This is a genomic window from Tabrizicola flagellatus (assembly GCF_046295235.1).
In the GTDB taxonomy this organism is placed as follows: domain Bacteria; phylum Pseudomonadota; class Alphaproteobacteria; order Rhodobacterales; family Rhodobacteraceae; genus Tabrizicola; species Tabrizicola flagellata_A.
The window spans coordinates 1-23,294 of sequence record NZ_JBKBLV010000046.1 but is presented as its reverse complement, the minus strand read 5'-3'; the positions used below and the strand labels follow the sequence as shown (position 1 = coordinate 23,294).

Below are 23,294 nucleotides of genomic sequence, written 5' to 3'. Positions count from 1 at the left end.
CGGCGGCCGAGGACCTGATCCTCACCGTCACCAAGGGCGGTTCGGGCAAACTGTCCTCCAGCCACGACTACCCGGTGCGCGGCCGCGGCGGCATGGGCGTGAAGGCCATCAGCCCCGGGCCCCGCGGCGGCCGCATCATCGCCTCCTTCCCGGTAGAGCTTTCCGACCAGATCATGCTGGCCACCTCCACCGGCCAGTCGATCCGGGTCCCGGTGGACCAGATCAGCTTCCGCTCGCGCAGCGCGGGCGGGGTCAAGGTCTTCTCCATCGCCGCGGACGAGGAAGTCGTCTCGGTCGCCCGCGTCGCCGACCAGGGCGATGACGCTTGAGGACCGCCTCGCGGCGCTGGCCGCCGCGGGGCAGACCATCACCTACGGCGAACTTGCCCGCGAGTTCGGCCTGCGCATGGCCGAACTTACTGCGCGGCTTGAAACGCTGATGGAAGAAGACGCCGCCGCGGGCCGTCCCTTCCGCGCGGCCCTCCTCCGCCAGCGCCTCTCGCCCGACCACCTCCCCGCCCCCGGCTTCTTCCTCAAGGCCGCTGCTCTCGGCCGCCCGACCGACGATCCCGCCGGTTTCGTCCGCTCCCAGCGCCAGGCCCTTCTTCCGTTTCCAAATATCCCGGGGTGAATGGGCCCGAAGGGCCCAGAGGGGCAGCGCCCCTGCTTGCAACGCCTGCCCCGCACAGCTACATCCGCCCGCATGGAACCCCTGCACATCATCGGTGGCGGCATGGCCGGGTCCGAGGCCGCCTGGGCCGCCGCGAACCTCGGCGTCCCGGTGGTGATCCACGAGATGCGCCCCCACGTCGGCACCTTCGCGCACCGCACCGGCGATTTTGCCGAGATGGTGTGCTCCAATTCATTCCGCTCGGACGACCACGAACGCAACGCCGTCGGCCTGATCCACTGGGAGATGCGCCAGGCAGGCAGCCTGGTGATGGAGATGGCGCAGCGGCACCGCCTTCCTGCCGGGGGTGCCCTGGCCGTGGACCGCGAGCCTTTCGCCCGCGCCGTGACCGGAAAGCTGAAATCGCATCCGCTGATTTCCACGTCATATGAAGAAGTTGTCGAACTTCCCTCATCCGGCCGATGGATCATCGCCACCGGTCCCCTGACCAGTCCGGCCCTCGCCGAAAGCATCCGCGCCGCGACGGGGACCGAGGCGCTGGCCTTCTTCGATGCGATCGCTCCGATCGTATATACAGAGTCAATCGACATGTCCGTCGCCTGGCTGCAAAGCCGCTACGACAAGGGCGAGACCGAGGACGAGCGACGCGCCTACATCAACTGCCCGATGAACCGCGACCAGTACGAAGCCTTCATCGACGCCCTCCTCGCCGCCGAAAAGACCGAATTTCACGAGGGCGAGACCGCAGGCTATTTCGATGGCTGCCTGCCCATCGAGGTCATGGCCGAACGCGGCCGCGACACCTTGCGCCACGGCCCGATGAAGCCCGTGGGCCTGACCAACGCGCATCGTCCGGATGAAAAGCCTTATGCCGTGGTCCAGCTGCGCCGCGACAACAAGCTCGGCACGCTGCACAACATCGTCGGCTTCCAGACCAAGATGAAATACGGCGCGCAAACCGCTGTTTTCCGGATGATTCCGGGACTGGAGAATGCCAGCTTCGCCCGTCTCGGCGGCATCCACCGCAACACCTTCATCAACTCGCCCACGCTCTTGGACGCGCAGATGCGGCTGAAGTCGCGCCCGTATATACGCTTTGCCGGGCAGATCACCGGGGTCGAGGGCTATGTCGAATCCGCTGCCATGGGCCTCCTGGCGGGCCGCATGGCCGCGCACGAACATCTCGGGCGCGATCTTCCGCCGCCCCCGCCCGAAACCGCGATGGGTGCGCTGGTCACCCACATCACCGGCGGGGCCGATGCGAAGACCTTCCAGCCGATGAACGTCAACTTCGGACTCTTTCCCCCCATCGAGGCAAGGGGCGGCCGCCGGGGCCGCCACGACCGCTACAAGGCCTATACGGATCGGGCGAAACAGGCGTTCATGGAATGGCTTTCGTAACCCGCTTCGCGCCAAGCCCGACCGGCCCGCTGCATCTTGGCCACGCCTATTCTGCGATCCTCGCCCATGACATGGCCCGCGCCGAGGGCGGCCAGTTCCTGTTGCGGATGGAGGATACCGACCCCGACCGCTGCCGCCCGGAGTGGGACGCCCTGATCCAGGAGGATCTCCGCTGGCTCGGCCTAGCCTGGGACGGCCCGATCCTGCGCCAGTCCACGCGGATCGAGAACTACAACTTCCGCCTCGAAGCCCTTGCCGATACAGGACTTCTCTATCCCTGCTCCTGCACCCGCGCCGACATCCGGGCGGCCCTTGCCGCCCCGCAGGAAGGTGTGGCCTTCGCCGTCTATCCCGGCACCTGCCGCCACCGCCCGATGTCCGACCGCCGTCCGGGCGACGCCCTGCGGCTGAACCTCGCCGCCGCGCTCGACCGGCTTTCGGGCGCCGACCTCGCCTTCACCGAAACCGGCCCCGCCCATGCCGGGCGGCACCGCATCGACCCCGGCCGCGCGCTGGCCGAGATCGGCGACGTGGTCCTGTCGCGGAAGGGCGAGGGCATCGTGGCCTATTTTCTCGCATCCGCCTTCGACGATGCCGACCAGGGCATCACCCATGTCATCCGGGGCGAGGATCTGTTCGACTTCACGCCCGTCCAGGTGATCCTGCAACATCTATTCGGCCTGCCGACACCGATCTACCACCACCACCGCCTGATCCGGGACGAAGCTGGCAAGCGGCTCGCCAAACGCGACGATGCCCGCGCGATCTCCAGATACCGGGCCGAGGGTGCAACGCCCGCCAACATCCGCCGGATGGTCGGATTGCCAAATCCCTAACGTCCGCGATCAAGCCTTTGATTGGAAAGGACAGATCAGTTTTGTCCACTGTGGACAGGAACCATGATCTCGACCTCTTCCCCGTCCCGGACCGCCGTATAGAAACACGACCGCCGGTTGGTGTGGCAGGCCGGCCCCTCCTGTTCGACCAGCGCCAGCAGGCAATCCCGGTCGCAATCCACCCGCAGCTCGACCAGCCGCTGATGGTGCCCCGAGGTCTCGCCCTTCACCCAGAACGTCCCCCGCGAGCGCGACCAGTAGGTGACCTTCCCCGTCTCCAGCGTCCGCGCCACCGCGGCGGCGTTCATCCAGGCGACCATCAGCACCTCGCCCGACACCGCGTCCTGCGCCACGCAAGGCACCAGCCCCGCGGCATCATACTTTAGTGTGGCCGGATCGAAGGGCATCGGCTTCTCCTTGGCAGGCGGGTTTGCCGGGTCTACATACGGGGTCAGCCAGGGGATTTCCATGAGCGACAGCGACCTCATCAAGCTCTACTCCGCCCGCATCCTGGGGCTCGCCGCCGATATCCCGCATCTGGGCCGGCTGCCCGCCCCGCAAGGCACGGCCCGGCGCCGCTCGCCCCTCTGCGGCTCGACCGTCACGGCGGATGTGGTGGTGAAGGACGGCAAGGTGGCCGAATTCGCCCAGGACGTGAAGGCCTGCGCGCTGGGTCAGGCTTCGGCCGCGGTGCTGGGTCAGGTCGTCCTTGGCCGCAGCCTGCCCGAACTGCAAGCCGCAAGAGATGCGTTGCGCGCCATGCTGAAGGATGGCGGCCCTGTGCCATCGGCACCCTTCCAGGGCTATGAGGTCCTGCTTCCAGCCCGCGACTACAAGAACCGGCACGCCTCGATCCTCTTGGCCCTGGAAGCCGTCTGCGAAGCGATGGAGGCCGCGCAGGCCGCAGCCTAGCGGGCCGCGGCATGAAAAAACCGCCGCGCATCCAAAGGGATGGCGGCGGCAGTGGCGCGTCTGGATTGACGGCGGGCCAGGCAAGGCGGACCGTCACATTGGGGGACAGAGCGCGGGGCAGAAACCTCAGTGCAGGCCGGGCATCGACAGCACGGCAAAAAGAATCACGAACAGCGAAGCAACACCGACCAAGTCCTCCATCGCACCTTTCGGGGTATGGCTCAGCAGGGCCTTCATGGTGTCTTTCATCGCATCCTCCATGATCTGTTGCTGCATTGTTCTCACACCGGCGACGCCGTGTAAAGAACTTTTTAAGAACAGTCGTGAACAAATCGGAACCTGCCCCGAGTCAGCCCACGCTCATCAGCCGCAGCGCACGGTCCTGGTCCATCAGCCAGAGGAGCACCCGCGCAGCCTTGCCCCTGGGACCGGAAAGGCTTGGATCGTCCAGCAAAAGCTTCCGCGCATCCGACTGGGCCAGCGCCATCAGCCCCGCCTGGCGTTCAAGGTCCGCCACGCGAAAGCGCGGCAGGCCGGATTGCGCGGTGCCGATCAGGTCGCCCGCCCCTCGCATCGCCAGGTCCTCCTCGGCGATGCGGAAGCCGTCCTCGGTGTCGCGGATCGTGGTCAGGCGGCGCCGCCCGGTCTCGTTCAGCGGCGGCTGATAGAGCAGCAGGCAGGTCGAAGCCCCCTCGCCCCGCCCGACCCGTCCGCGCAACTGGTGCAGCTGCGCCAGGCCGAAGCTTTCCGCCTGCTCGATCACCATGATCGTCGCGTTCGGCACGTTGACGCCGACCTCGATCACCGTCGTCGCCACCAGGACCGAGGTCTCGCCGGCCACGAACCGCGCCATTGCCGCGTCCTTCTCGGCCGGCGGCATCTGGCCATGCACCAGGCCGACCCGGTCGCCCAGGGCGGCGCGCAGGCTGCGGAACCGCTCCTCGGCGCTGGCATAGTCCACCACCTCGGATTCCTCGACCAACGGGCAGACCCAATAGGCCTGCCGCCCCTCGGCCACGGCCTTGCGCAGGTGCTCCACCACCTCGTCCAGCCGCGCAGCCGAGACCATCGCGGTGCGGACCGGCTTCCGGCCCGCCGGCTTTTCGTCCAGGACCGAGACATCCATGTCGCCATGGGTCGCAAGGGCCAGGCTCCGCGGGATGGGCGTGGCGGTCATCACCAGCACATCCACCGCCGCGCCCTTGGCGCCAAGCTCCATCCGCTGCGCAACCCCGAAGCGGTGCTGTTCATCCACCACCGCCAGCCGCAAGTCCTTGAATTCCACATCCTTCTGAAAGACCGCATGGGTTCCGACGAGGATCGGAATACGCCCCGCCGCCAGGTCCTCCAGCTTCATCGCCCGTTCCGCCCCCCGGTCCCGGCCGGTCAGCAGCTCCAGCCGCACGCCGGCCGCCCGGGCCAGCGGCGCCAGCCCCTCGAAATGCTGCCGCGCCAGGATTTCCGTGGGGGCCATCATCACGCCCTGCCCGCCGGCCTCGACCGCGATCAGCAGCGCCAGGAACGCGACCAGGGTCTTCCCGGCCCCCACGTCGCCCTGCAACAGCCGGTTCATCCGCAGGGGTTGCGCCATGTCGGCGGCGATTTCGCGCACCGCGCGAACCTGGGCGCCGGTCGGCTGATAGGGAAGGCTTTGCAATACCTTGTAGCGCAGACTTCCATCGCCTTCGGTTGCCAGGCCCTTGGACTTCCGCAGAGTGCTCCGAGCGATCGCCAAGGTCAGCTGGTGGGCGAAAAGCTCGTCATATGCCAGCCGCTGCCGGGCAGGATGGGTGAAGGCAAGCCCCGCCGCATCCGCCGGACCATGCGCTGCCGAGAGCGCCTCGGCCCAGCCGGGCCAGCCCTCGCGCGCCTTCAGGCCGGGGTCGATCCATTCCCCGACATCCGGCACCCGGGTCAGCGCCGCCGCCACCGCCTTTGCCACCACCCGTTGCGACAGGCCGGCGCTCAGCGGATAGACCGGCTCGTAGGCCGGGATCTCGGCGGCCTCCTCGACCCGCAGCACATGGTCGGGATGCACCATCTGCGCCACGCCGTCGAAAAGCTCCACCTTCCCCGAAACCAGCCGCCTTTGCCCGGTCGGCAAGAGCCGGGCCAGCGCCTCGGCCCTGGCGTGGAAATAGACGATCAGGAACTCGACCTTCGCGTCGCGGACATGCACCCGATAGGGCCCACCTTTCCGTCGTGGCGGGACGTGCTGGCCGATCTCGACCTCGACCGTCAGGGTTGCCGGCGGCCTGACATCGCGCACCGAGGACCGCAGCGCCCGGTCCACCCCGGAATGGGGCAAGAGGTAGAGCAGGTCCTTCGGTCGCGTCACGCCCAGGGCCTCGAAGGCCCTGGCCGCCTTCGGCCCGACGCCGGGCAGCGTCTCGATCTCCGCGAACAGCGGAAACAGGATCTCTGGCCGGCTCATCCCCCGATCAGCCGCAGCCAGGCGTCCTCGTCGATGATCTCGATGCCCAGCCGTTCGGCATCCTTCGCCTTGGAACCCGCCCCGGGGCCGGCCACCACGAGATCGGTCTTGGCGCTGACGCTGCCGGCGACTTTGGCTCCCAGCGCCTCGGCCCGGGCTTTGGCCTCGGCGCGGGTCATCCGTTCCAGCGTCCCGGTGAAGACCACGGTCTTGCCGGCAACCGGACTGTCGGTGGTGGCGGCAGCAACGGGCAGGACGGTCAACATGCCGACCAGCCGGTTCACCTCGGCGCGTTCGGCACTGTCGGGATGAAGGGCATCCACCAGCGCCTTCGCGCTGACCTCGCCGATCCCGTCGATCGCCGTCAACGCCTCCCAATCCGGCCCCGAACAGTCGCGCGCGGCATCGACGGCCTGTAAGAAGGCCTCCCAGGTGCCGAAGTGGCGGGCCAGAAGGCCGGACGAGGTTTCTCCGATATGCCGGATGCCAAGGGCAAAGATCAGGCGGTCCAGCGGGATCCGGCGCCGCGCCTCGATCGCCGCGAACAGCTTGGCGGCGGAGACTTCTCCGAACCCGTCGCGGTTGCGCAGTTTCTGCAGGGGGTTGGCAGCGTCTCTTTCGGCCAGGGTGAAGATGTCGGCCGGACTTCGGACCGGCAGGATGGGATCGTTGAAGAACATCTCGATCTGTTTCGCGCCGAGGCCCTCGATATCGAAGGCGTTGCGGCTGACGAAATGCTTCAACCGCTCCACAGCCTGCGCCGGACAGATCAGCCCTCCGGTGCACCGGCGCACCGAATCGCCCGGCTCGCGGTGCGCCGGGCTGCCACACTCCGGGCATACGTCCGGAAAAACAAAGGGTTGCGCGTCACTCTTGCGGCGCGAAAGATCCACGTCTGCGACCTTCGGGATCACATCGCCGGCGCGATAGACCTGCACCCAGTCCCCTATGCGGATGTCCTTTCCGCCCCGGATCGGCTGGCCGCGGCTGTCGCGACCGGCGATGTAATCCTCGTTGTGCAGCGTGGCATTCGAGACGACGACGCCCCCCACCGTCACCGGCCGCAGCCGGGCCACGGGAGACAGCGCGCCGGTCCGACCGACCTGGATGTCGATGCCGAGAAGCTCGGTCCAGGCCAGTTCGGCCGGGAACTTGTGCGCGATCGCCCAGCGGGGGGTCGACGAGCGGAAGCCCAGCCGCTGTTGCAGGGCAAGATCGTTCACCTTGTAGACGACGCCGTCGATGTCATAGCCCAGCGTGGCCCGCTGCGCTTCGATCCGGCGGTAATGCGCAAGCATCGCCTCGGGTCCGTCGCAAAGCACTGTCAACGGATTGGTCTGGAATCCCAGTGCGTTGAGACGGGCGATTGCGCCAAGCTGCGTCGTGGACAAGGGGGCCGAAACCTCGCCCCAGGCATAGGCGAAGAACCGAAGCGGCCGACTGGCGGTGATCGAGGCATCCAGCTGGCGCAGCGACCCCGCGGCGGCATTGCGCGGGTTGGCGAAGGTCCGGTCGCCCGTGGCGGACTGGCGCTCGTTCAACGCCGCGAAATCGGCATGCGACATGTAGACCTCGCCGCGCACTTCCAGCACTACGGGGGCGCCGGTCAGGCGCTGCGGGATGTCCGCGATGGTGCGCGCGTTCTCGGTGACATTCTCGCCGACCTCGCCATCCCCCCGCGTCGCCGCCTGCACCAGCACCCCGTCCTCGTAGCGCAAGGACAGGGACAACCCGTCGATCTTGGGCTCCGCCGTATAGTCGAGCGCGCCGCGATGCCCCAGGAACTTGCGCACGCGGTCGTCGAACTCCGCCACCTCCTCTGGGGCAAAGGCGTTTTCCAGCGACAGCATCCGCACCCGATGCGCGACCTTGCCGAACCCCTCGGCGACGGTCGCCCCCACCTGGTCCGTCGGCGAATCCGGGCGCTTCAGAGCCGGGAACCGCGCCTCGATCGCGGCATTGCGCCGCTTGAGGGCGTCGTACTCGGCATCCGAAATTTCGGGGGCATCCAGGGTGTGATAGGCGGTGTTGGCGGCCGCCAGGGCGGCTGCGAGCCGCGCAAGCTCGGCCCGCGCCTCGGCCTCTGTCAGCACCTCGACCGGTTTGTCCGTCATCCCTCTCCCCGAGCCATCGCCGCCGCACGCTCCTCACCGGAGGTTAGGCGGGGCGCCGGTCGAGGTAAAGATCAGGCGCTTGCCGCCAGCCTGACCCCGGCACCGGCAGCCGGGTCGCGCAGGACATAGCCACGGCCCCAGACGGTCTCGATGTAGTTGTCGCCACCCGTGGCCTCGGCCAGTTTCTTGCGCAGCTTGCAGATGAAGACATCGATGATCTTCAATTCCGGCTCGTCCATCCCGCCATAGAGATGGTTGAGGAACATCTCCTTGGTCAGCGTCGTCCCCTTGCGCAGGGAAAGTAGCTCCAGCATCTGGTATTCCTTGCCGGTCAGATGCACCGCCTTGCCGTCGACATCCACGGTCTTTGCGTCGAGGTTCACCGAGATCCGCCCGGTCCTGATGACCGACTGGCTGTGGCCCTTCGAGCGGCGGATGATGGCATGGATGCGGGCGACCAGTTCCTCGCGGTGGAAGGGTTTTGTCAGATAGTCGTCGGCGCCGAAACCGAAACCCTTGAGCTTGTTTTCGGTATCATCCGCGCCCGACAGGATCAGGATCGGCGTTTCGACCTTGGCCTGGCGCACCTGGCGCAGCACCTCGTGCCCGCTCATGTCCGGCAGGTTCAGGTCCAGCAGGATCAGGTCGTAGTCGTAGAGTTTCGCCAGGTCGATTCCGTCCTCGCCCATGTCGGTGCAGTAGACGTTCAGGTTGGCATGGGTCAGCATCAGCTCGATGCTGCGCGAGGTCGTGGGGTCATCCTCGACAAGCAGAATACGCATGATCCAATAACTCCGCTCAGGTGGGTCTTCGTTAACGACCTTGCCGGCAAATGGTTAACCGTCGGTTACTATGCCAGAGGGAGAAATTGAATCCACTTAAAGTTGTCTGTATTTCCGGATCGACGTGACCTTCAGCCCGTCCTCGCCATGCTTCAGCGCGGCCGTGCGCCACAGGGCGAACTCTTCCTCGGACAGCGCATAGCGCTCCAGCGCCTCCTTCTCGGAAATCAGGCCATAGACCACCGCCTTGACCACCACCGCCTTGCGACTGGCCACCCAGCGCCGGGTGTCCACCGGCGGCAGGTCCGCCCGCGTAAGGAAGCTGCCGTCCGGCAGCGTGACCTGTCTGGGTCCATCGATACGCTTGAGAAACATCGCCGATCCCTCTCCGTTTCGGGAGAGGATGCCCCAACAGGCTTAATCAATGCTGAAACTGGGGATTGAGACTGCACAGCATTTTCATATATTCCCCATCACTCCCTGACCCCGGACAATCCCATGCCGCGCGACCTGGCGCTCAACTCCCTCGCCCTGCCCAAACCTCCGTCCGAGACGCGGGTCGTCGTCGCCATGTCGGGCGGGGTCGATTCCAGCGTGGTGGCGGCCATGCTGGCCGAGGAAGGCTACGACGTGGTGGGCGTCACGCTCCAGCTTTACGACCATGGCGCGGCGCTCGCGAAAAAGGGGGCCTGCTGCGCGGGCCGCGACATCCACGACGCGCGGCGGGTGGCGGAGAAAATGGGCTTTCCGCATTACGTTCTCGACTACGAGAACACCTTCCGCGAGGCGGTGATCGAGGAATTCGCCGACGCCTATCTTTCCGGCGCCACCCCGGTTCCCTGCATCCGCTGCAACGAACGGGTGAAGTTCAAGGACCTGCTGGCCACCGCCAAGGACCTTGAGGCCGATTGCATGGCAACCGGCCACTACATCCAGCGGAAGCTCGGGCCGACCGGGCCGGAGCTCCACCAGGCCGCCGACCCCGCGCGCGACCAGAGCTATTTCCTGTTCTCGACCACGCCGGAACAGCTGTCCTACCTGCGCTTTCCGCTCGGCCACCTGGCCTCCAAGGCCGAAACCCGGGCGCTGGCGGCGAAATACGGGCTGCCCGTGGCCGACAAGCCCGACAGCCAGGACATCTGCTTCGTGCCGAACGGCAACTATGCCGCCGTGATCGAGAAGCTGCGCCCCGGTGCCGCCGATCCGGGCGAGATCGTGGACCTCGACGGCAACACGCTCGGCCAGCATCGCGGCGTGATCCATTACACCGTGGGCCAGCGCAAGGGCCTCGGCATCGGCGGCCTCGGCGAGCCGCTCTATGTCGTGCAGCTCGACCCGGAAACCCGCCGCGTGATCGTCGGCCCCAAGGCGGCGCTGTCCACGCGGATCATCCCGGTGCGCGAGATCAACTGGCTGGGCGATGCCCCCTTCGATAGCCGGCCCGAGTGGCAGCTGAAGGTCAAGGTCCGCTCCACCCGCCCGCCGGCCGAGGCGGTGATCCGCCCCACCGGCCCGACCACGGCCGAGGTGGAACTCCTCGCCCCCGAGGACGGCGTCAGCGCCGGGCAGGCCTGCGTCTTCTATGCCCCCGAAGGCAGCCGGATCTTCGGCGGCGGCTGGATCTGGAAAGGATGACCCTTTGAAACCCCTGTTCCTTGCGGCGCTTCTTGCGCTGCCCCTGCCTGCCCTTGCCGAAACCCGCGAGGAGCGCGAGGTTGTCGCCGCCGAATATGTCGAGCTTGCGCTGCAAGGCTTCGACATGAATGCGCTGATCGAGACGATGTATCAGCCGATCCTGCAGCAGGTCGCGGCCGGGGGGCAGACGATCGACGAGGATCAGATCGGCAAGATCCGCCAGCTTTATCTCGACACCTTCACCGAACCGATGACCCGGCTGATGCGCGACCAGGCCGGGATCATGGCCGACATGTTCACCATGGCAGAGATCACGGCGCTGCGCGACTTCTACGCCACGCCCGAGGGGCGGTCGGTGATGGCCAAGCTGCCCCAGCTGACCGCGGCGCAGCAGCCGGGGATGATGAAGCTCATCAACGAGAAGATGGACGGGCTGATTCCGCAGGTCCTGGCGATCGTCAACGGCGAAGCGCCGCCAGCACCGACCGCGCAGCCCTGAGACCGGGCGGCTCTCCGCCCCGGCCCAGCCGCTCCATGGTCAGCGCCATGGCCGCCTTCTGCGCACCGGGCTCGGCCAGCACCGCCTCCAGCGCCGGGGCGATCCGCTCGGCGCGGCAGTCCGGCCCGATGAACTCGGGCACCGCGCGGGTCTCGCTGACCAGGTTGACCAGCGTCACCGTATCGACCAGCGCCGCGCGGCGCATGAGCCACAGTGTCAGCGGGTGCATGTCATAGGCGATGACCATCGGGCAGCCGTTGGCCGCCAATTCCAGCGAGACGGTGCCCGAAGCGGCCAGCGCCACATCGGCGGCGCCGAAGGCCCCCCGCTTCGGTCCGGGATCCTCGATGATCTGCGGTGCCACCGGCCAGTCCGCCGTCAGCTGGCGCACCAGCCCCGCCACGCCGCGCACCGTGGGCAGCGCCACGCGCAGGTCCGGGTGGCGCGCCTTCAGCCGCCCGACCACCGCGCCAAAGACCGGGGCCAGCCGTATGACCTCGCCCCGCCGCGATCCCGGCAGCGCCAGGAGGAGTGGGCCCGGCCCGGCGAAGGCGGCGCGTTCGGCCTCCGTGGCCAGCGGTTCGGCCACCACCGGATGGCCCACGAAGTCGCAGGTCATGCCGGCGGCGGTCATGTAGGGCGGCTCGAAGGGCAGAAGCGCCAGCACATGGTCGATCACCCGCGCCATCTTCGTCGCCCGCCCCGGCCGCCAGGCCCAGACCGAGGGCGCGACATAATGGATGGTGCGGAGCCCCATTCGCCGTGCCTTGACCAGGGCTGCGACGCGCAGGCAGAAATCGGGGGAATCGATGGTCACGAGCGCCTCGGCGCCCGAGGCCAGCACCGCCTCGGCCGTCTCGCGGATCCGGCGCTTGAGGTGCAGGTACTTCGGCAGCACCTCGGCGATGCCCATGACCGAAAGCTCCTCCATCGGGAAGAGGCTGGCCATGCCTTCGGCCTGCATCAGCGGCCCGCCGACCCCCGCGAACCGGACTGGCGCCAGCGCCTTCAGCCCCGCCATCAGCGCCGCGCCCAGCCGGTCGCCCGAAGGCTCGCCCGCGATCAGGAACAGCTTCATCGGGCGGCTCATCGCAGGTCGACGACCGCTCTTCGCTGCGTTGCGCCCGGCGAAGAGCGCGGCGCAAGCCAAGCGATGAGCCCGCCCCGGATCATGCGCGCGCCCAGAGGAAAAGGCCCAGATCGCCGGCCAACCGGCGCATCTCCGGCAGGTCGAGGCAGATCACCGATCCGGCCTCGAAGGCCACCCCGCCCAGCCCCGCCGCCGCCGCGCCACGCAGGGTTTCTGGGCCCAGCGTCGGCAGGTCGATCCTGCGGTCCTGCCCGGGCTTCGCCGCCTTGTAGAACACCCCGCGCCCCCGCGCAGGGTCGGGGCGCAAGGCCCCGATACCCGCCACCTGGGCCAGAAGCGCATCCGTCCCCGGCAACGCCTCGACCCCGAGACACAACCCTTGCGCCACCACCGCGCCCTGCCCCACATCCACCTCGCCCAGGGCGGCGACGATCGCCGCTGCCCGCGCCGCGTCGGCCTCTTCCCGGGGGCCGACCGTTCCGGCCAGCACGCCCGCGCCCGGCAGAAGGGCCGGAGCCACATCTTCGACCCCCGCGACCGCAAAGCCGAACTCCTCGAACAGCTCGATCACCACCCGCAGCGTCGCGTCGTCCCCTGCGGCCATCGCCTGCATCAGGCGTGGCACCAGCGCGGCCGTCGCCTCGTCGAACAGGCCCGGGTCAAGTCTTGGCCGTGTCACGGCGCCGGCGAAGATCACCCGGTCCACCCCGTCCCGCTCCAGAGCACGCAGGAAAGGCACCAGCCGCTCGACGCGGAAGGTCAGGTCCACCGTGATCCCGTCGGGCGAGAACCCGTCCAGCGCCGCCACAAGCGGCGGCTCGGCCATCGCCGCCGCCAGTTCGGCCGGCAGCCGCCCCTGCCCGGCGATGATGGCGGCACGCATGCGCTAGCGCCCGCCCTTGGGGGTCAGGAAGCTGCGGTCGGACTTCGACAGGATGAAATCGGCGATCTCGCGCACCAGGGGATTGTCGTTTTCCTCGGCCAGCTTCCGCGCCCGGTCGAGGAAGCTGCCATCCTCCTGCGCCAGCGTCTGATAGGCCGCCCGCAGCGCGGTGATCCCCGCCCGGTCCACGCCGCGCCGCTTCAGGCCCACGAGGTTCAGCCCGTCCAGCTCGCCCCGCGGCGCCTGCACCAGGCCATAGGGGATCACGTCATTGGTGACCATCGTCACCGCCCCGATGATCGCGCCCTGGCCGACGCGCACCCATTGGTGCACGCCCGACAGGCCGCCCACGATCACGTCATCGCCCAGCACGACATGACCGGCAATGGCCACGTTGTTCACCAGGATCACCCGGTTGCCGATCTGCGCGTCATGGCCGACATGGGCGCCGGTCATGATCAGCACGTCGTCGCCGACCCGTGTCACCCCGCCGCCGCCCTCCGTCCCGGTGTTCAGCGTCGCGCCCTCGCGGATCCGGCACCGCGCGCCGACGATCAGCCGCGTGCGCTCGCCCTGGTATTTCAGGTCCTGCGGCACCTCGCCCACGGTGGCGAAGGGAAAGATCACCGTGTCCGCGCCGATCTCGGTCCAGCCCGTGACCACGGCATGCGACTTCAGCACCACGCGGGCGCCCAGCACCACCTCGGGCCCGACGATCGAGAACGGGCCGATCACGCAGCCCTCGCCGATCTGCGCGCCGGGCTCGACGACGGCCGAAGGATGAACCTGGGCGGAGGGATGAATGCCCATGCCCCGGCTCAGGCCTTCGCCACGTCGAACATCGCCATGAAGGTGGCCTCGCAGGCCAGCTCGCCCTCGACCATGGCGCGGCCCTCGAACTTCCAGACCCGGCCGCCCCCGCGCAGCGCCTTCACATGCAGTTCCAGCACGTCGCCCGGCACCACCTTGCGCCGGAACTTGACCCCGTCCACGCCCATGAAGAACACCTTGGCGTTCTTGTCCACCAGGTCCATCGACAGGCCGACCAGCACGCCCGAGGTCTGCGCCATCGCCTCGATGATCATCACGCCGGGAAAGATCGGCATGCCGGGGAAATGACCCTGGAACTGCGGCTCGTTCAGGGTGACGCACTTGATGCCGACGCAGCTGTCGTTCAGCACGATGTCGCGCACCTTGTCGATCAGGAGAAACGGATAGCGGTGCGGAATGATCCGCTGGATCAGGTCCAGATCGGCATGTGTCACGGCAGTTCCATCCATCCTGGCACCCTTTCGTCCGCAAAAGCCCGCACGCAGTTGCGGTCTAGCTAGCAAGTCGCGCAGGATGGCACAAGTTGTCGCAGAGGTCCGAGGCCGGATCAGGGGGCCGGTGCCGGCGGAGTGGCGAGGGCGGCATTGACTCGGGCGATGGCCTCATCGGTCACATCCACCGCCGACAGGGACAGGATGACCATGTTCTTGTCCAGGATCGCCGTCGCACCCCGGTCTCCCAGAATTGCTCCCAATACCGGCACGACCACCTCCATGAAGGCCTTGCGGTCGGCATCGCGGCGCTCGTTCAGGCGCCGGGCCTTGGCATCCTGCTCATCCCGGATCCGTTCGACCTTTGCATCGAAGGCCCCGGCCCGCGCGGCAAACTCCTCCGGTGTCAGCGTCGCTCGCACCTCGGTCAGCGCCTGTTCCTCGGCGACAAGATCAGCCTCGATGCGCCGGTTTTCCTGTTCCAGCGCGGCGGTCTCGGCGCGCTCGCGCGCTAAGGTCGCCTTGCCGAAATCAGACTCCAGAAAAAGCCGGTCCTGATCCAGCAGCAAAAGAGGCATGCCGCGCAAGGCCGGGGCTGGCGCCGTCTGCTGCGCCTCCGTTTCCTGCGCCTCCACTGGCGGCACTAGCGCAACAGCGCCCGCCACGATCAAGGCCTGCACCCCGGCGCGCCTTCTTCCGCGCCACCCTGCCATGGTCAGAACTTGGTCTGGATCGTGAAGTCGAAGCTTTGTTCCTTGTCGTAGTCTTCCTTCACGACAGCCTTGCTGAAGTTGAACCGCAAGGGCCCGATCGGTGTGGTCCAGAACAGCGACACACCAATCGTGGCGCGCGGATTGAATCCATCGTCCACCTCGGTGCCGCCGAACCCCGACGTGTTGTCGAGGCTCCAGACCGAACCGACGTCGAAGAAGGCGCCGCCAGTGATGCCGTATTCCTCGGGCAGGCCCAGCGGGAAGTCTGCCTCGAAACGCGCCACCGCGAACATGTTGCCGCCAAGCGCATCCTGATTGGCCGCGCCCAGATCGCGCGGGCCAATCCCGTTCGGCTCGAAGCCGCGGATCTTGCTGTTGCCAAAGAAGCGATCGGTCACCCGCGTGACATTGCCGCCCAGCGAGGTGATCACGCCGCCCTCGAAGATGGCACGCACGGTCACTTCCTCGTTCAGAACCTTGGTCTCGGCCAGCGCGAGTGCCGTGGTCTTGATATACTTGTTGTCCCCGGCCAGCCCTGCGAAGTCCTGCCCGAACCGCAGCAGAACCCCACCTTTCGGGTTCAGGCCGGTGATCCGGTTGTCGAATTCGTATCCATACCCCACGAACATCGTCCGCTTGGCGTCCTCGGCCGCCTCGGCGATGATGATGGGCGAGTTTCCGGTGTAGTTGTAAAGCCGGTCTTCGGCCACTCCGAAGCGCAGGTCCAGCCGCGACTGATCTCCTACCGGGAAGCCGATCCCGGCGTTGAGGCCGATGTTGCGGGTGTCATAGGCCGAGTAGTCGGATTCCGAGGTCCTGTAGAAAGCCCCGAGCGAGAAGCTCAGGTCGCGGCCGAGGAAGGCCGGCTCGGTGAAGCTGAAGCTGGAATTCTGGTTGGACGAAGCCGTCGAGATGGCCAGCGCCAGCCGCTGTCCGCGGCCGAGGAAGTTCGACTCGGAGAAACCGATGTTGAAACCCGTGCCGTTGGCCACCGAGTATGTGACACCAAAGCTGAGCGACCCGGTCGGCTGTTCCTCGACGCCGACCTTCACCACGACCTGGTCCGGTGCCGAGCCCTGGTCGGCGTTGACCTGAGCGTCGGAAAAGAACCCAAGCGCGCGGATCCGTTCCGCGGCCTGGCGGATCTCGCGCGGGTTGAAGGGGTCGCCCTCGCTGGTGCGGAACTGGCGGCGGATCACCTGGTCCAGCGTCGTCGTGTTGCCCTCGATGTCGATGCGCTCGACGAAGATGCGCTCGCCGCGGACGATGGCGAACTCGATGTCGACCGCCTGATTGCGGTTGTCGCGGGTGATGCGCGGCTCGACGCGGATGAAGTTCAGTCCCTTCTTGAGGGCCAGCGTCTCCATCCGGGTGATGTTGTTGTCGATCAAGAGCGGGCTGTAGGTCTGGCCGGTCCGGATCTTCTGCGCCGCCTCGAACTCGGCCGCGTCCAGGCCTTCGACCTCCGACACGGTCGAGATCTTGCCGATCTTGTAGGACAGCCCCTCGCGAACGGTGAAGGTGACGAAGGTCGCATCGCGCTCACGGCTCACCTCTGCGCTGGCATCGACCACCTGGAAGTCGATGTAGCCGCGCGACTGGTAGAAGTCGGTCAGCATCTTGCGGTCCAGATCCAGCCGCTCGGCGACAAAGGTGTCGCGCTGGATCAGGTTGCGCAGAAGGCCTGCCTGCTTCGTCTCCAGCACCTGCCGCAGACGGCGGTCGGAAAAGGCCTTGTTGCCGACAAAGGTGATCCGCTCGTTCTCGACCACGCGGCCCTCGGTGATCTCGAACACCAGATCGACTCGGTTGTCGCTGCGGCGGATGATCTTGGCCGTGACGGTGGCGGCAAGACGCCCGCCGACGCGGTAGGCCTCGGCGATGGCCGCGGCGTCCGCCTCGGCCTGAGCGGGAGAATAGACCCGGCGCGGCTGCGACTTGATCAGCTCGGCCAGCTTTTCGTCCTTCAGCCGCTTGTTGCCCTCGATCGAGATGACGTTGACGATCGGGTATTCCTTGACCCGGATCACCAGGGTCGACCCTTGGGGAACCAGTTCGACCGTCTCGAACAGATTCGAGTTCAGGATGCGCTGATAGGCATCGTTCAGGGCACCGGCAGAAACCTCCTGCCCGCGCCTGATTCCGGCATAATTCAGGATGGTTGCGGCATCGACACGCTCATTGCCCTCGATGGTCACGTTCGAAAAGGAATAGACCTGCGCGAAGGCCGGCTGGAGAAACGGCTGCGAAGCCGTTGCGGCACCGAAGAAAACAGCCGTGGCCAGCAGACGAGCCCTGGACCTTGCCCGGGCAGGCTGCCCCAGGGCCGCGCGTTGGGTCATCCGCATTTTGCATCCTCGCCGAATTTCTTGTTTCCGGATTGACTAGCGGGAAAGCGAAGCTTTGTCAAAAGCCTGCGGTCCCTGTGGATAACTTTGCAAGATGTTGTGGTAGAAGGGCAATGGCACCGCAGCGCCCTGTCGTCGGGGGCGCCCGGCGCATCGGTGCGGTCAGTGGCAGAGAAGGTCGCGGCTCAGCCCGAACAGCATGATCGACAGCACCAGCGTCAGCCCCACCGTCATCAGCACCCGCAGCGCCCGCTCCGAGGGCTTGTGCCGCGTCACCGCCTCGTAGGCGTGGAACACCAGGTGGCCGCCGTCCAGAACCGGGATCGGGAACAGGTTCAGGATGCCCACGCCCAGCGACAGGATCGCCAGCATGCCGACGAAGCTCTCCGCCCCGTTGCGCGCGGCATCGCCCGCGGTCTCGGCCATGCCGATCGCGCCCGACAGATTGCAGCTGCTGATCGCGCCCTGGATCATGTGCCACAGGCCCGAGAAGGTCGTCGTCGTCATCAGCCACATGCTTTGCGCCGCGCCCGTCACCGCCTCCCAGGGGCCCACGCTGCGCACAGCGGGCTCGAAGAACATGCCGGAGTAGAGTCCCAGCAGGTAGCGTTCCGTGAAGCCGCCGCTGCCGTCGTCCACCGTGCGGATGCGCGGGGTCAGCGACAGATCGAAGGTCTGGCCGTCGCGCCAGACGGTAAGCGCCACCGGCGCGCCCTTCCCCGCCGCCACGATCTCGGGCAGTTCGGCGAAGAAGCGGACATCCTTGCCGTCCGCCTTCAGGATCACGTCGCCCTCGCGAAGGCCCGCGTCCATCGCGGCGGACCGGATCTGCACCTCGCCCACCACGGGCGCGCGCGGATTGGGGCCTGCAACGTCCAGTTCCTCGCCCCCCCGGCGCACCCGGTAGGTCAGCACGGTCCGGTCCTGCACGGTGTCCACCACCTGGTTGAAGGTCGCCCAGTCCGGCGTCGGCTGGCCGTCCACCGCCAGGATCACGTCGCCCTCGACCAGCGACGGACCCTCGTACGGAAAGGCCCGCAGCGCGCCCACCGTCGGTTCCTCGCGCGGAACGCCCACCGCCAGCGCCAGCCCCGCAAGAAGCACGAAGGTCAGTATGAAGTTGAAGACCGGCCCCGCCGCCACCGTGGCCGCCCGCGCCCAGAGCGGCGCGCCCGCCATCGTATGCCGCCGCTCCTCGGCCGACAGCCCCGAGACATCGGCCGACCGCACCGAGGACGCATCCACATCGCCGAGGAACTTCACATAGCCGCCGAAGGGGATCGCCGCGACCTGCCACTTCGTGCCACGCCGGTCGGTGCGGCTGAACAGGACCGGGCCGAAGCCGATGGAGAAGACCTCGGAATGGATCCCCGACCAGCGGCCGACGATGTAGTGGCCGTATTCGTGCACGAAGACGATCACCGACAGCGCGATCACGAAGAACACCACCGTCCAGGCCGTGCCGCCAAGCGCCGCCACAATCGCTTCCATCACCGCTCTCCTGCCTGCCGGCGCGCGACCTCGCCCGCCCTTTGCCGTGCCAGATGGTCCACGGCCTGCACATCCTCAAGGGTCATTCTGTCGTTTTCGCGGCCAAGCTCGGGGTCCAGCACCTCGAGCGTCGCCTCGACCACGCAGCCCATGTCCATGAATCCGATCCCGCCGGCCAGGAAATGGTCGAGCGCCACCTCCTTGGCCGCGTTGAAGGCCGCCCCTGCCAGTCCGCGCCGCGCCATGACCTCACGGGCCAACCGCAGCGCGGGATAGCGCTGAAGGTCCGGCGCGCGGAAGGTCAGCTGGCCGATCCGGGCCAGGTCCAGCCGCGCGACCGGCAAGGCCGCCCGCTCGGGCCAGTTCAGCGCATAGCCGATGGAATGGCGCATGTCCGGCGCCCCCATATGCGCCATGATCGCCCCGTCGCGGTAGCCGACCATGGAATGGATCAGGCTCTCGGGGTGGATGATGACCTCGATCTGGTCTGGGGCGACACCGAAGAATTCTCTGGTTTCAATGACTTCCAGTGCCTTGTTGAACATGGACGCCGAATCGATCGTGATCCTGAGCCCCATCGTCCAGTTCGGATGTGCCAGCGCCTCGGCCACGGTTGCCGCGGCCAGACGCTCGATCGGCCAGTCGCGCAGGGCGCCGCCCGAGGCGGTCAGGATGATCCGCTCCACCGCCGCGATGTCCTCGCCGACCAGCGCCTGGAAGATCGCCGAATGCTCGCTGTCCACCGGCAGGATCCGCGCCCGCTGCCGCGCGGCCTCGGCCATGAGCAACGGCCCGGCCGTCACCAGGCTTTCCTTGTTGGCCAGCGCCAGCGTGCCCCCGTGCCGCAGGGCGCGGAACCCCGGCGCCAGCCCTGCCGCGCCGACGATCGCGCTCATCACCCAGTCTGCCGGGCGGTCGGCGGCCTCGAGCAACGCCTCCGGCCCCGCCGCCGCCTCGACACCCGAACCGGCCAGCCGCTCACGAAGCTCCCGCAAGTCTCGCGGATCGGCGCAGACCGCGATCTCGGCCCGCAACAGGCGCGCCATCTCGGCCAGCCGTGCCAGGTTCCGTCCCCCGGTCAGCGCCACCACGCGATGCGTCCGGGCTCCCCCCGCGCGCAGCAGAAGATCGACGGTCTGCTCGCCGATCGACCCCGTGGCACCAAAGATCGAGATGCTGCGCATCGCCTCACCCACCGAACAGGCGCGTGACCGGCGCGAAGAGGCCCAGAAGCAGTACGAAGACCACCGCCCCGATCAGCGCGTCGAACCGGTCCAGCACGCCGCCATGGCCGGGGATAAGGTCCGAGGCATCCTTTACGCCGGCCCGCCGCTTGACCCAGCTTTCGGCGATGTCGCCCATCTGCCCGGCCAGGGCCACCAGCGCCGAGACCGGCACGATCAGCCAGCTCGTGCCCACCGCCAGGACAAAGACGAGCCCCACCAGCGCCGCGCCGATCCAGCCCGCCACCGTGCCCGACCAGGTCTTCTTCGGGCTCAGCGCCGGCCAGAACTTCGGCCCGCCTGCCAGCCGACCGACGAAATACCCAAGCACGTCCGAGACGATCACCACCGCCACCAGCCACAGGATAGCCCGGTCGCCCCCGGTCTGACGCAACTCGACCAGCCCGTAGCCCGCCAGCATGATCGCCAGCGCATAGGCGCCCGACAGCCGCCGGTCGCGGCGCGGGGTCAGGATCAGGACCAGCGTCGGCACCATCAGAAACAGGACCGCGATGTCGCTGCGCAGCACCATGGCCAGCATCAGCGCCGCCCCCGCCGTCACGGCGATGGTGACCGGAGCCTTCCGCCCCCCCGGCGCCGTCATCGTCGCCAGTTCCCAGACCATCACCGCCGTCAACCCGATGACCAGCGCGGCAAAGGCCGTGCCGCCCAGCCAGATCTCGACCGCACCCACCGCCAGCATGACAGTGGCCGACAGGATGCGCGTGCGCAGGTCCGCCCATCTGCCGGCAGGCGCCGGCCCCGGATCGCTCACCGGATCACCCCGCCAAAGCGCCGCTGCCGGTTGGAAAAGCGCGCCACGATCGCGGCCAACTCCTCCGGCCCGAAATCCGGCCAGAGCGTCTCGGTGAACTCGTATTCGGCATAGGCCGCCTGCCAGGGCAGGAAATTCGAGGTCCGCGTCTCGCCGCTGGTGCGGATCACCAGGTCCGGGTCGGGCAGCCCCCCGGTATCGAGCCTTTCGCCGAAGGCCGCCTCGGTCAGGTGCCGGGGGTCCAGAAGCCCCGCCGCCGCGGCCTCGGCCACCTTCTTCACCGCGCGGACGATCTCGTCCCGCCCGCCGTAGTTGATCGCCACCGTCAGGTTCAGCCGGTCCAGCCCCGCCGTCCGCGCCTCGATCCCGGCCATCATGCGTTGCAGCTTGGGGTCCAGCCGGCTCCGGTCGCCGATGAAGCGCATCCTGACGCCGGCCTGCGCCAGCCGGTCGGCCTCGCGCTCGATATAGCGGGCGAAGATCGCCATCAGGCCCAGGACTTCCTCGGTGGACCGCTTCCAGTTCTCGGTGGAAAAGGCATAGAGCGTCAGCCACCTGATCCCCAGGTCGGGGGCAGCCTTGACGATCTCGCGCACCCGCTCGGCGCCCTTGCGGTGGCCGACCAGCCGCGCCCAGCCCCGGTTGGTGGCCCAGCGGCCGTTGCCGTCCATGATGATCGCCAGATGGTTGACTGGCCGCGTCGCGGCCTCCACCTGCAAGTCCTTCGACACTCGCCGCCCCTCCGCCCGCAGGTCAGACCTGCATGATCTCCGCCTGCTTGGCTTCCAGCGCCTTGTCCACGGCAGCGATCGCCTTGTCCGTCAGCTCCTGCACCGTGTCGGCCCAGAATTTCTGGTCGTCCTCGCTCATGCCCTGCGCCTTCGCCTTCTTGATCTGGTCCATCCCGTCGCGCCGCACGTTGCGAATCGCGACCTTGGCCTGCTCGGCATATTGCGCGGCAACTTTGGTCAATTCGCGGCGACGCTCCTCGTTCAGCTCGGGAATGGGCAGGCGGATCAGCGGTCCGTCAGTGACCGGGTTGATGCCGATGCCAGATTCGCGGATCGCCTTCTCCACCTTGCCGACCATCGCCTTGTCCCAGACGTTGATGACCACCATCCGCGGCTCTGGCACGTTCACCGTGCCCAACTGGTTGATCGGCGTCATCTGGCCATAGGCCTCCACCTGAATCGGCTCGACGATCGAGGCCGAAGCGCGGCCGGTTCTCAGCGAGGCGAATTCCGTCTTCAGCGCCGCCATCGCGCCGTCCATCCGGCGCTGGAGGTCGTCGGTGTCGATCTCGATCTCTTCATGAGCCATCGGCTGCTCCTTCACTTCCCTGCGGGCTGCCCCACCCGCGATCTGGCGCTCTATAGCAGAGCCGCGCGGGCCGGGTATAGGCCCAAGCGCCCGGCCGCCCACCCGGCGAGTCGCGAACCTTGGTGAACGCCTGCCCCGCCCGCCCCGTGCCCGACGCAAAGCCGACACATGCCAGACGGATGCCAGACGCTAAACCTTCCGTTAACCCGCCGGATTAACACAGCGTCCGCAAGGGGTTAGCCCTCGACCCGGGTATAGGTCCCCTGCCCCGCCAGGATTCCCCGGAACCCGCCGGGCTCGTCCAGGCTGAAGACGATGATCGGCAGCGCATTGTCGCGCGCAAGCGCGATCGCGGTCGCGTCCATCACGCCCAGATGCTTTTCCAGCACCTCGTCGTAGGTCACATGCTCATAGCGTTTCGCATCGGCATGTTTCTTGGGGTCCTTGTCATAGACCCCGTCAACCTTCGTTCCCTTGAAGATCGCCTGACAGGCCATCTCAGAGGCCCGCAGCGTCGCCGCCGTGTCGGTGGTGAAATAGGGGTTCCCGGTGCCGGCGGCGAAGATGCAGACCCGCTTCTTCTCCAGGTGCCGCACCGCGCGGCGACGGATGTAGGGCTCGCAGACCTGGTCCATCGGAATCGCGCTGATGACGCGGGTGAAGATCCCGATCGCCTCCAGCGCCGACTGCATGGCCAAGGCGTTCATCACCGTCGCCAGCATGCCCATGTAGTCTGCCGTCGTCCGCTCCATCCCCTGCGCGCTGCCCTGCAGGCCGCGGAAGATGTTGCCGCCGCCGATCACCATGCAGATCTCGACGCCGAGGTCGCGGACCGATTTCACCTCTTCGGCGATGCGCGCCACGGTCGGCGGATGCAGGCCATAGCCCTGGTCCCCCATCAGCGCCTCGCCGGAAATCTTCAGCATGACGCGGCTGTATCTGGTGG

The 23,294-nt window shown here is 67.6% G+C and carries 25 protein-coding genes; 7 read left to right on the top strand and 18 right to left on the bottom strand.

The window, feature by feature from the left end:
* From ACK4IU_RS16420 to gluQRS, 4 genes are all read left to right on the top strand, one after another.
* Positions 1–329, top strand: a 329-nt coding sequence (locus ACK4IU_RS16420) for a DNA gyrase C-terminal beta-propeller domain-containing protein (RefSeq protein ID WP_409737193.1), incomplete at its 5' end; no start/stop codon positions are given.
* Complete coding sequence (locus tag ACK4IU_RS16415) at positions 319–630, top strand: hypothetical protein (RefSeq protein WP_409737191.1); 312 nt, start codon at positions 319–321, stop codon at positions 628–630. The genes ACK4IU_RS16420 and ACK4IU_RS16415, both read left to right, overlap by 11 nt.
* Before the next feature lie 72 nt (positions 631–702).
* Positions 703–2,031: a methylenetetrahydrofolate--tRNA-(uracil(54)-C(5))-methyltransferase (FADH(2)-oxidizing) TrmFO gene (gene trmFO, locus ACK4IU_RS16410; RefSeq protein ID WP_409737189.1), complete on the top strand. Its 1,329-nt coding sequence runs from the start codon at positions 703–705 to the stop codon at positions 2,029–2,031.
* Positions 2,019–2,867: a tRNA glutamyl-Q(34) synthetase GluQRS gene (gene gluQRS, locus ACK4IU_RS16405; RefSeq protein WP_409737187.1), complete on the top strand. Its 849-nt coding sequence runs from the start codon at positions 2,019–2,021 to the stop codon at positions 2,865–2,867. The genes trmFO and gluQRS overlap by 13 nt, the downstream gene beginning before the upstream one ends.
* A gap of 35 nt (positions 2,868–2,902) precedes the next feature.
* Here the strand turns inward: gluQRS and hisI are convergent, their stop codons facing one another.
* A complete protein-coding gene (hisI, locus tag ACK4IU_RS16400; RefSeq protein ID WP_409737185.1) occupies positions 2,903–3,274 on the bottom strand; it encodes a phosphoribosyl-AMP cyclohydrolase in 372 nt (123 codons plus the stop codon).
* Positions 3,275–3,335: 61 nt separating this feature from the next.
* Here hisI and ACK4IU_RS16395 point away from each other — a divergent pair, with 61 nt between their 5' ends.
* Complete coding sequence (locus ACK4IU_RS16395; RefSeq protein WP_409737183.1) at positions 3,336–3,779, top strand: iron-sulfur cluster assembly scaffold protein; 444 nt, start codon at positions 3,336–3,338, stop codon at positions 3,777–3,779.
* A gap of 126 nt (positions 3,780–3,905) precedes the next feature.
* Here ACK4IU_RS16395 and ACK4IU_RS16390 read toward each other — a convergent pair whose 3' ends face one another.
* The 5 genes from ACK4IU_RS16390 to ACK4IU_RS16370 form a co-directional block, all read right to left on the bottom strand.
* A complete protein-coding gene (locus ACK4IU_RS16390) occupies positions 3,906–4,028 on the bottom strand; it encodes a hypothetical protein (protein WP_409737180.1) in 123 nt (40 codons plus the stop codon).
* 100 nt (positions 4,029–4,128) lie between these two features.
* Positions 4,129–6,213 carry an ATP-dependent DNA helicase RecG gene (gene recG, locus ACK4IU_RS16385; RefSeq protein ID WP_409737177.1) on the bottom strand — a complete coding sequence of 695 codons (2,085 nt, stop codon included), beginning with the start codon at positions 6,211–6,213 and terminating at the stop codon, positions 4,129–4,131.
* The gene (gene ligA, locus ACK4IU_RS16380) at positions 6,210–8,327 is read right to left on the bottom strand and encodes an NAD-dependent DNA ligase LigA (protein ID WP_409737173.1); all 2,118 of its coding nucleotides are present in this window, start codon (positions 8,325–8,327) and stop codon (positions 6,210–6,212) included. The genes recG and ligA overlap by 4 nt, the downstream gene beginning before the upstream one ends.
* Positions 8,328–8,398: 71 nt before the next feature.
* Complete coding sequence (ctrA, locus tag ACK4IU_RS16375; RefSeq protein WP_149586818.1) at positions 8,399–9,109, bottom strand: response regulator transcription factor CtrA; 711 nt, start codon at positions 9,107–9,109, stop codon at positions 8,399–8,401.
* A gap of 96 nt (positions 9,110–9,205) precedes the next feature.
* Entirely contained in the window at positions 9,206–9,484 is a 279-nt protein-coding gene (locus ACK4IU_RS16370) for a DUF1153 domain-containing protein (RefSeq protein ID WP_149586817.1), read from the bottom strand.
* Between the two features lie 123 nt (positions 9,485–9,607).
* On the opposite strand from ACK4IU_RS16370, the gene mnmA reads away from it, so the two are divergent.
* Positions 9,608–10,744, top strand: coding sequence for a tRNA 2-thiouridine(34) synthase MnmA (mnmA, locus tag ACK4IU_RS16365; protein ID WP_409737169.1), 1,137 nt, complete (start codon positions 9,608–9,610; stop codon positions 10,742–10,744).
* A 4-nt stretch (positions 10,745–10,748) separates the two neighbouring features.
* Positions 10,749–11,243, top strand: coding sequence for a DUF2059 domain-containing protein (locus ACK4IU_RS16360; RefSeq protein WP_409737166.1), 495 nt, complete (start codon positions 10,749–10,751; stop codon positions 11,241–11,243).
* Here the strand turns inward: ACK4IU_RS16360 and lpxB are convergent.
* The 12 genes from lpxB to pyrH form a co-directional block, all read right to left on the bottom strand.
* The gene (gene lpxB, locus ACK4IU_RS16355) at positions 11,203–12,321 is read right to left on the bottom strand and encodes a lipid-A-disaccharide synthase (protein ID WP_409737163.1); all 1,119 of its coding nucleotides are present in this window, start codon (positions 12,319–12,321) and stop codon (positions 11,203–11,205) included. The genes ACK4IU_RS16360 and lpxB overlap by 41 nt on opposite strands.
* Before the next feature lie 91 nt (positions 12,322–12,412).
* Positions 12,413–13,216: an LpxI family protein gene (locus tag ACK4IU_RS16350; RefSeq protein ID WP_409737161.1), complete on the bottom strand. Its 804-nt coding sequence runs from the start codon at positions 13,214–13,216 to the stop codon at positions 12,413–12,415.
* A gap of 3 nt (positions 13,217–13,219) precedes the next feature.
* Positions 13,220–14,026, bottom strand: a complete 807-nt coding sequence (lpxA, locus tag ACK4IU_RS16345; protein WP_409737158.1) for an acyl-ACP--UDP-N-acetylglucosamine O-acyltransferase — start codon at positions 14,024–14,026, stop codon at positions 13,220–13,222.
* 8 nt (positions 14,027–14,034) lie between these two features.
* The gene (fabZ, locus tag ACK4IU_RS16340) at positions 14,035–14,496 is read right to left on the bottom strand and encodes a 3-hydroxyacyl-ACP dehydratase FabZ (RefSeq protein WP_409737155.1); all 462 of its coding nucleotides are present in this window, start codon (positions 14,494–14,496) and stop codon (positions 14,035–14,037) included.
* Positions 14,497–14,594: 98 nt separating this feature from the next.
* Positions 14,595–15,158 (bottom strand): OmpH family outer membrane protein, encoded by a 564-nt coding sequence (locus ACK4IU_RS16335; RefSeq protein WP_409737153.1) that lies wholly within the window; start codon positions 15,156–15,158, stop codon positions 14,595–14,597.
* A gap of 35 nt (positions 15,159–15,193) precedes the next feature.
* Entirely contained in the window at positions 15,194–17,533 is a 2,340-nt protein-coding gene (gene bamA / locus ACK4IU_RS16330; protein WP_409737151.1) for an outer membrane protein assembly factor BamA, read from the bottom strand.
* 168 nt (positions 17,534–17,701) lie between these two features.
* Positions 17,702–19,030, bottom strand: coding sequence for an RIP metalloprotease RseP (gene rseP, locus ACK4IU_RS16325; protein ID WP_409737149.1), 1,329 nt, complete (start codon positions 19,028–19,030; stop codon positions 17,702–17,704).
* A complete protein-coding gene (gene dxr / locus ACK4IU_RS16320; RefSeq protein WP_409737146.1) occupies positions 19,030–20,214 on the bottom strand; it encodes a 1-deoxy-D-xylulose-5-phosphate reductoisomerase in 1,185 nt (394 codons plus the stop codon). The genes rseP and dxr overlap by 1 nt, the downstream gene beginning before the upstream one ends.
* A 4-nt stretch (positions 20,215–20,218) precedes the next feature.
* Positions 20,219–21,028 (bottom strand): phosphatidate cytidylyltransferase, encoded by an 810-nt coding sequence (locus tag ACK4IU_RS16315; protein ID WP_409737143.1) that lies wholly within the window; start codon positions 21,026–21,028, stop codon positions 20,219–20,221.
* Positions 21,025–21,699, bottom strand: a complete 675-nt coding sequence (gene uppS, locus ACK4IU_RS16310; protein WP_409737195.1) for a polyprenyl diphosphate synthase — start codon at positions 21,697–21,699, stop codon at positions 21,025–21,027. The genes ACK4IU_RS16315 and uppS overlap by 4 nt, the downstream gene beginning before the upstream one ends.
* 82 nt (positions 21,700–21,781) lie before the next feature.
* Positions 21,782–22,348, bottom strand: coding sequence for a ribosome recycling factor (gene frr / locus ACK4IU_RS16305; protein ID WP_149586808.1), 567 nt, complete (start codon positions 22,346–22,348; stop codon positions 21,782–21,784).
* A gap of 236 nt (positions 22,349–22,584) precedes the next feature.
* The coding region (gene pyrH, locus ACK4IU_RS16300; RefSeq protein WP_409737139.1) for a UMP kinase at positions 22,585–23,294 on the bottom strand (710 nt) is incomplete at its 5' end.

Excerpts from the sequence above, each read along its gene's own strand:
- ACK4IU_RS16415 (WP_409737191.1), top strand. The coding sequence starts at position 319 with ATGACGCTTGAGGACCGCCTCGCGGCGCTGGCCGCCGCGGGGCAGACC.
- ACK4IU_RS16395 (WP_409737183.1), top strand. The coding sequence starts at position 3,336 with ATGAGCGACAGCGACCTCATCAAGCTCTACTCCGCCCGCATCCTGGGG.
- ctrA (WP_149586818.1), bottom strand. The coding sequence starts at position 9,109 with ATGCGTATTCTGCTTGTCGAGGATGACCCCACGACCTCGCGCAGCATC.
- ACK4IU_RS16390 (WP_409737180.1), bottom strand. The coding sequence starts at position 4,028 with ATGAAAGACACCATGAAGGCCCTGCTGAGCCATACCCCGAAAGGTGCG.
- mnmA (WP_409737169.1), top strand. The coding sequence starts at position 9,608 with ATGCCGCGCGACCTGGCGCTCAACTCCCTCGCCCTGCCCAAACCTCCG.
- recG (WP_409737177.1), bottom strand. The coding sequence starts at position 6,213 with ATGAGCCGGCCAGAGATCCTGTTTCCGCTGTTCGCGGAGATCGAGACG.
- lpxB (WP_409737163.1), bottom strand. The coding sequence starts at position 12,321 with ATGAAGCTGTTCCTGATCGCGGGCGAGCCTTCGGGCGACCGGCTGGGC.
- frr (WP_149586808.1), bottom strand. The coding sequence starts at position 22,348 with ATGGCTCATGAAGAGATCGAGATCGACACCGACGACCTCCAGCGCCGG.
- gluQRS (WP_409737187.1), top strand. The coding sequence starts at position 2,019 with ATGGCTTTCGTAACCCGCTTCGCGCCAAGCCCGACCGGCCCGCTGCAT.
- rseP (WP_409737149.1), bottom strand. The coding sequence starts at position 19,030 with ATGGAAGCGATTGTGGCGGCGCTTGGCGGCACGGCCTGGACGGTGGTG.
- trmFO (WP_409737189.1), top strand. The coding sequence starts at position 703 with ATGGAACCCCTGCACATCATCGGTGGCGGCATGGCCGGGTCCGAGGCC.
- ACK4IU_RS16350 (WP_409737161.1), bottom strand. The coding sequence starts at position 13,216 with ATGCGTGCCGCCATCATCGCCGGGCAGGGGCGGCTGCCGGCCGAACTG.
- hisI (WP_409737185.1), bottom strand. The coding sequence starts at position 3,274 with ATGCCCTTCGATCCGGCCACACTAAAGTATGATGCCGCGGGGCTGGTG.
- ACK4IU_RS16370 (WP_149586817.1), bottom strand. The coding sequence starts at position 9,484 with ATGTTTCTCAAGCGTATCGATGGACCCAGACAGGTCACGCTGCCGGAC.
- uppS (WP_409737195.1), bottom strand. The coding sequence starts at position 21,699 with ATGGACGGCAACGGCCGCTGGGCCACCAACCGGGGCTGGGCGCGGCTG.
- bamA (WP_409737151.1), bottom strand. The coding sequence starts at position 17,533 with ATGACCCAACGCGCGGCCCTGGGGCAGCCTGCCCGGGCAAGGTCCAGG.
- lpxA (WP_409737158.1), bottom strand. The coding sequence starts at position 14,026 with ATGGGCATTCATCCCTCCGCCCAGGTTCATCCTTCGGCCGTCGTCGAG.
- fabZ (WP_409737155.1), bottom strand. The coding sequence starts at position 14,496 with ATGGATGGAACTGCCGTGACACATGCCGATCTGGACCTGATCCAGCGG.
- ligA (WP_409737173.1), bottom strand. The coding sequence starts at position 8,327 with ATGACGGACAAACCGGTCGAGGTGCTGACAGAGGCCGAGGCGCGGGCC.
- dxr (WP_409737146.1), bottom strand. The coding sequence starts at position 20,214 with ATGCGCAGCATCTCGATCTTTGGTGCCACGGGGTCGATCGGCGAGCAG.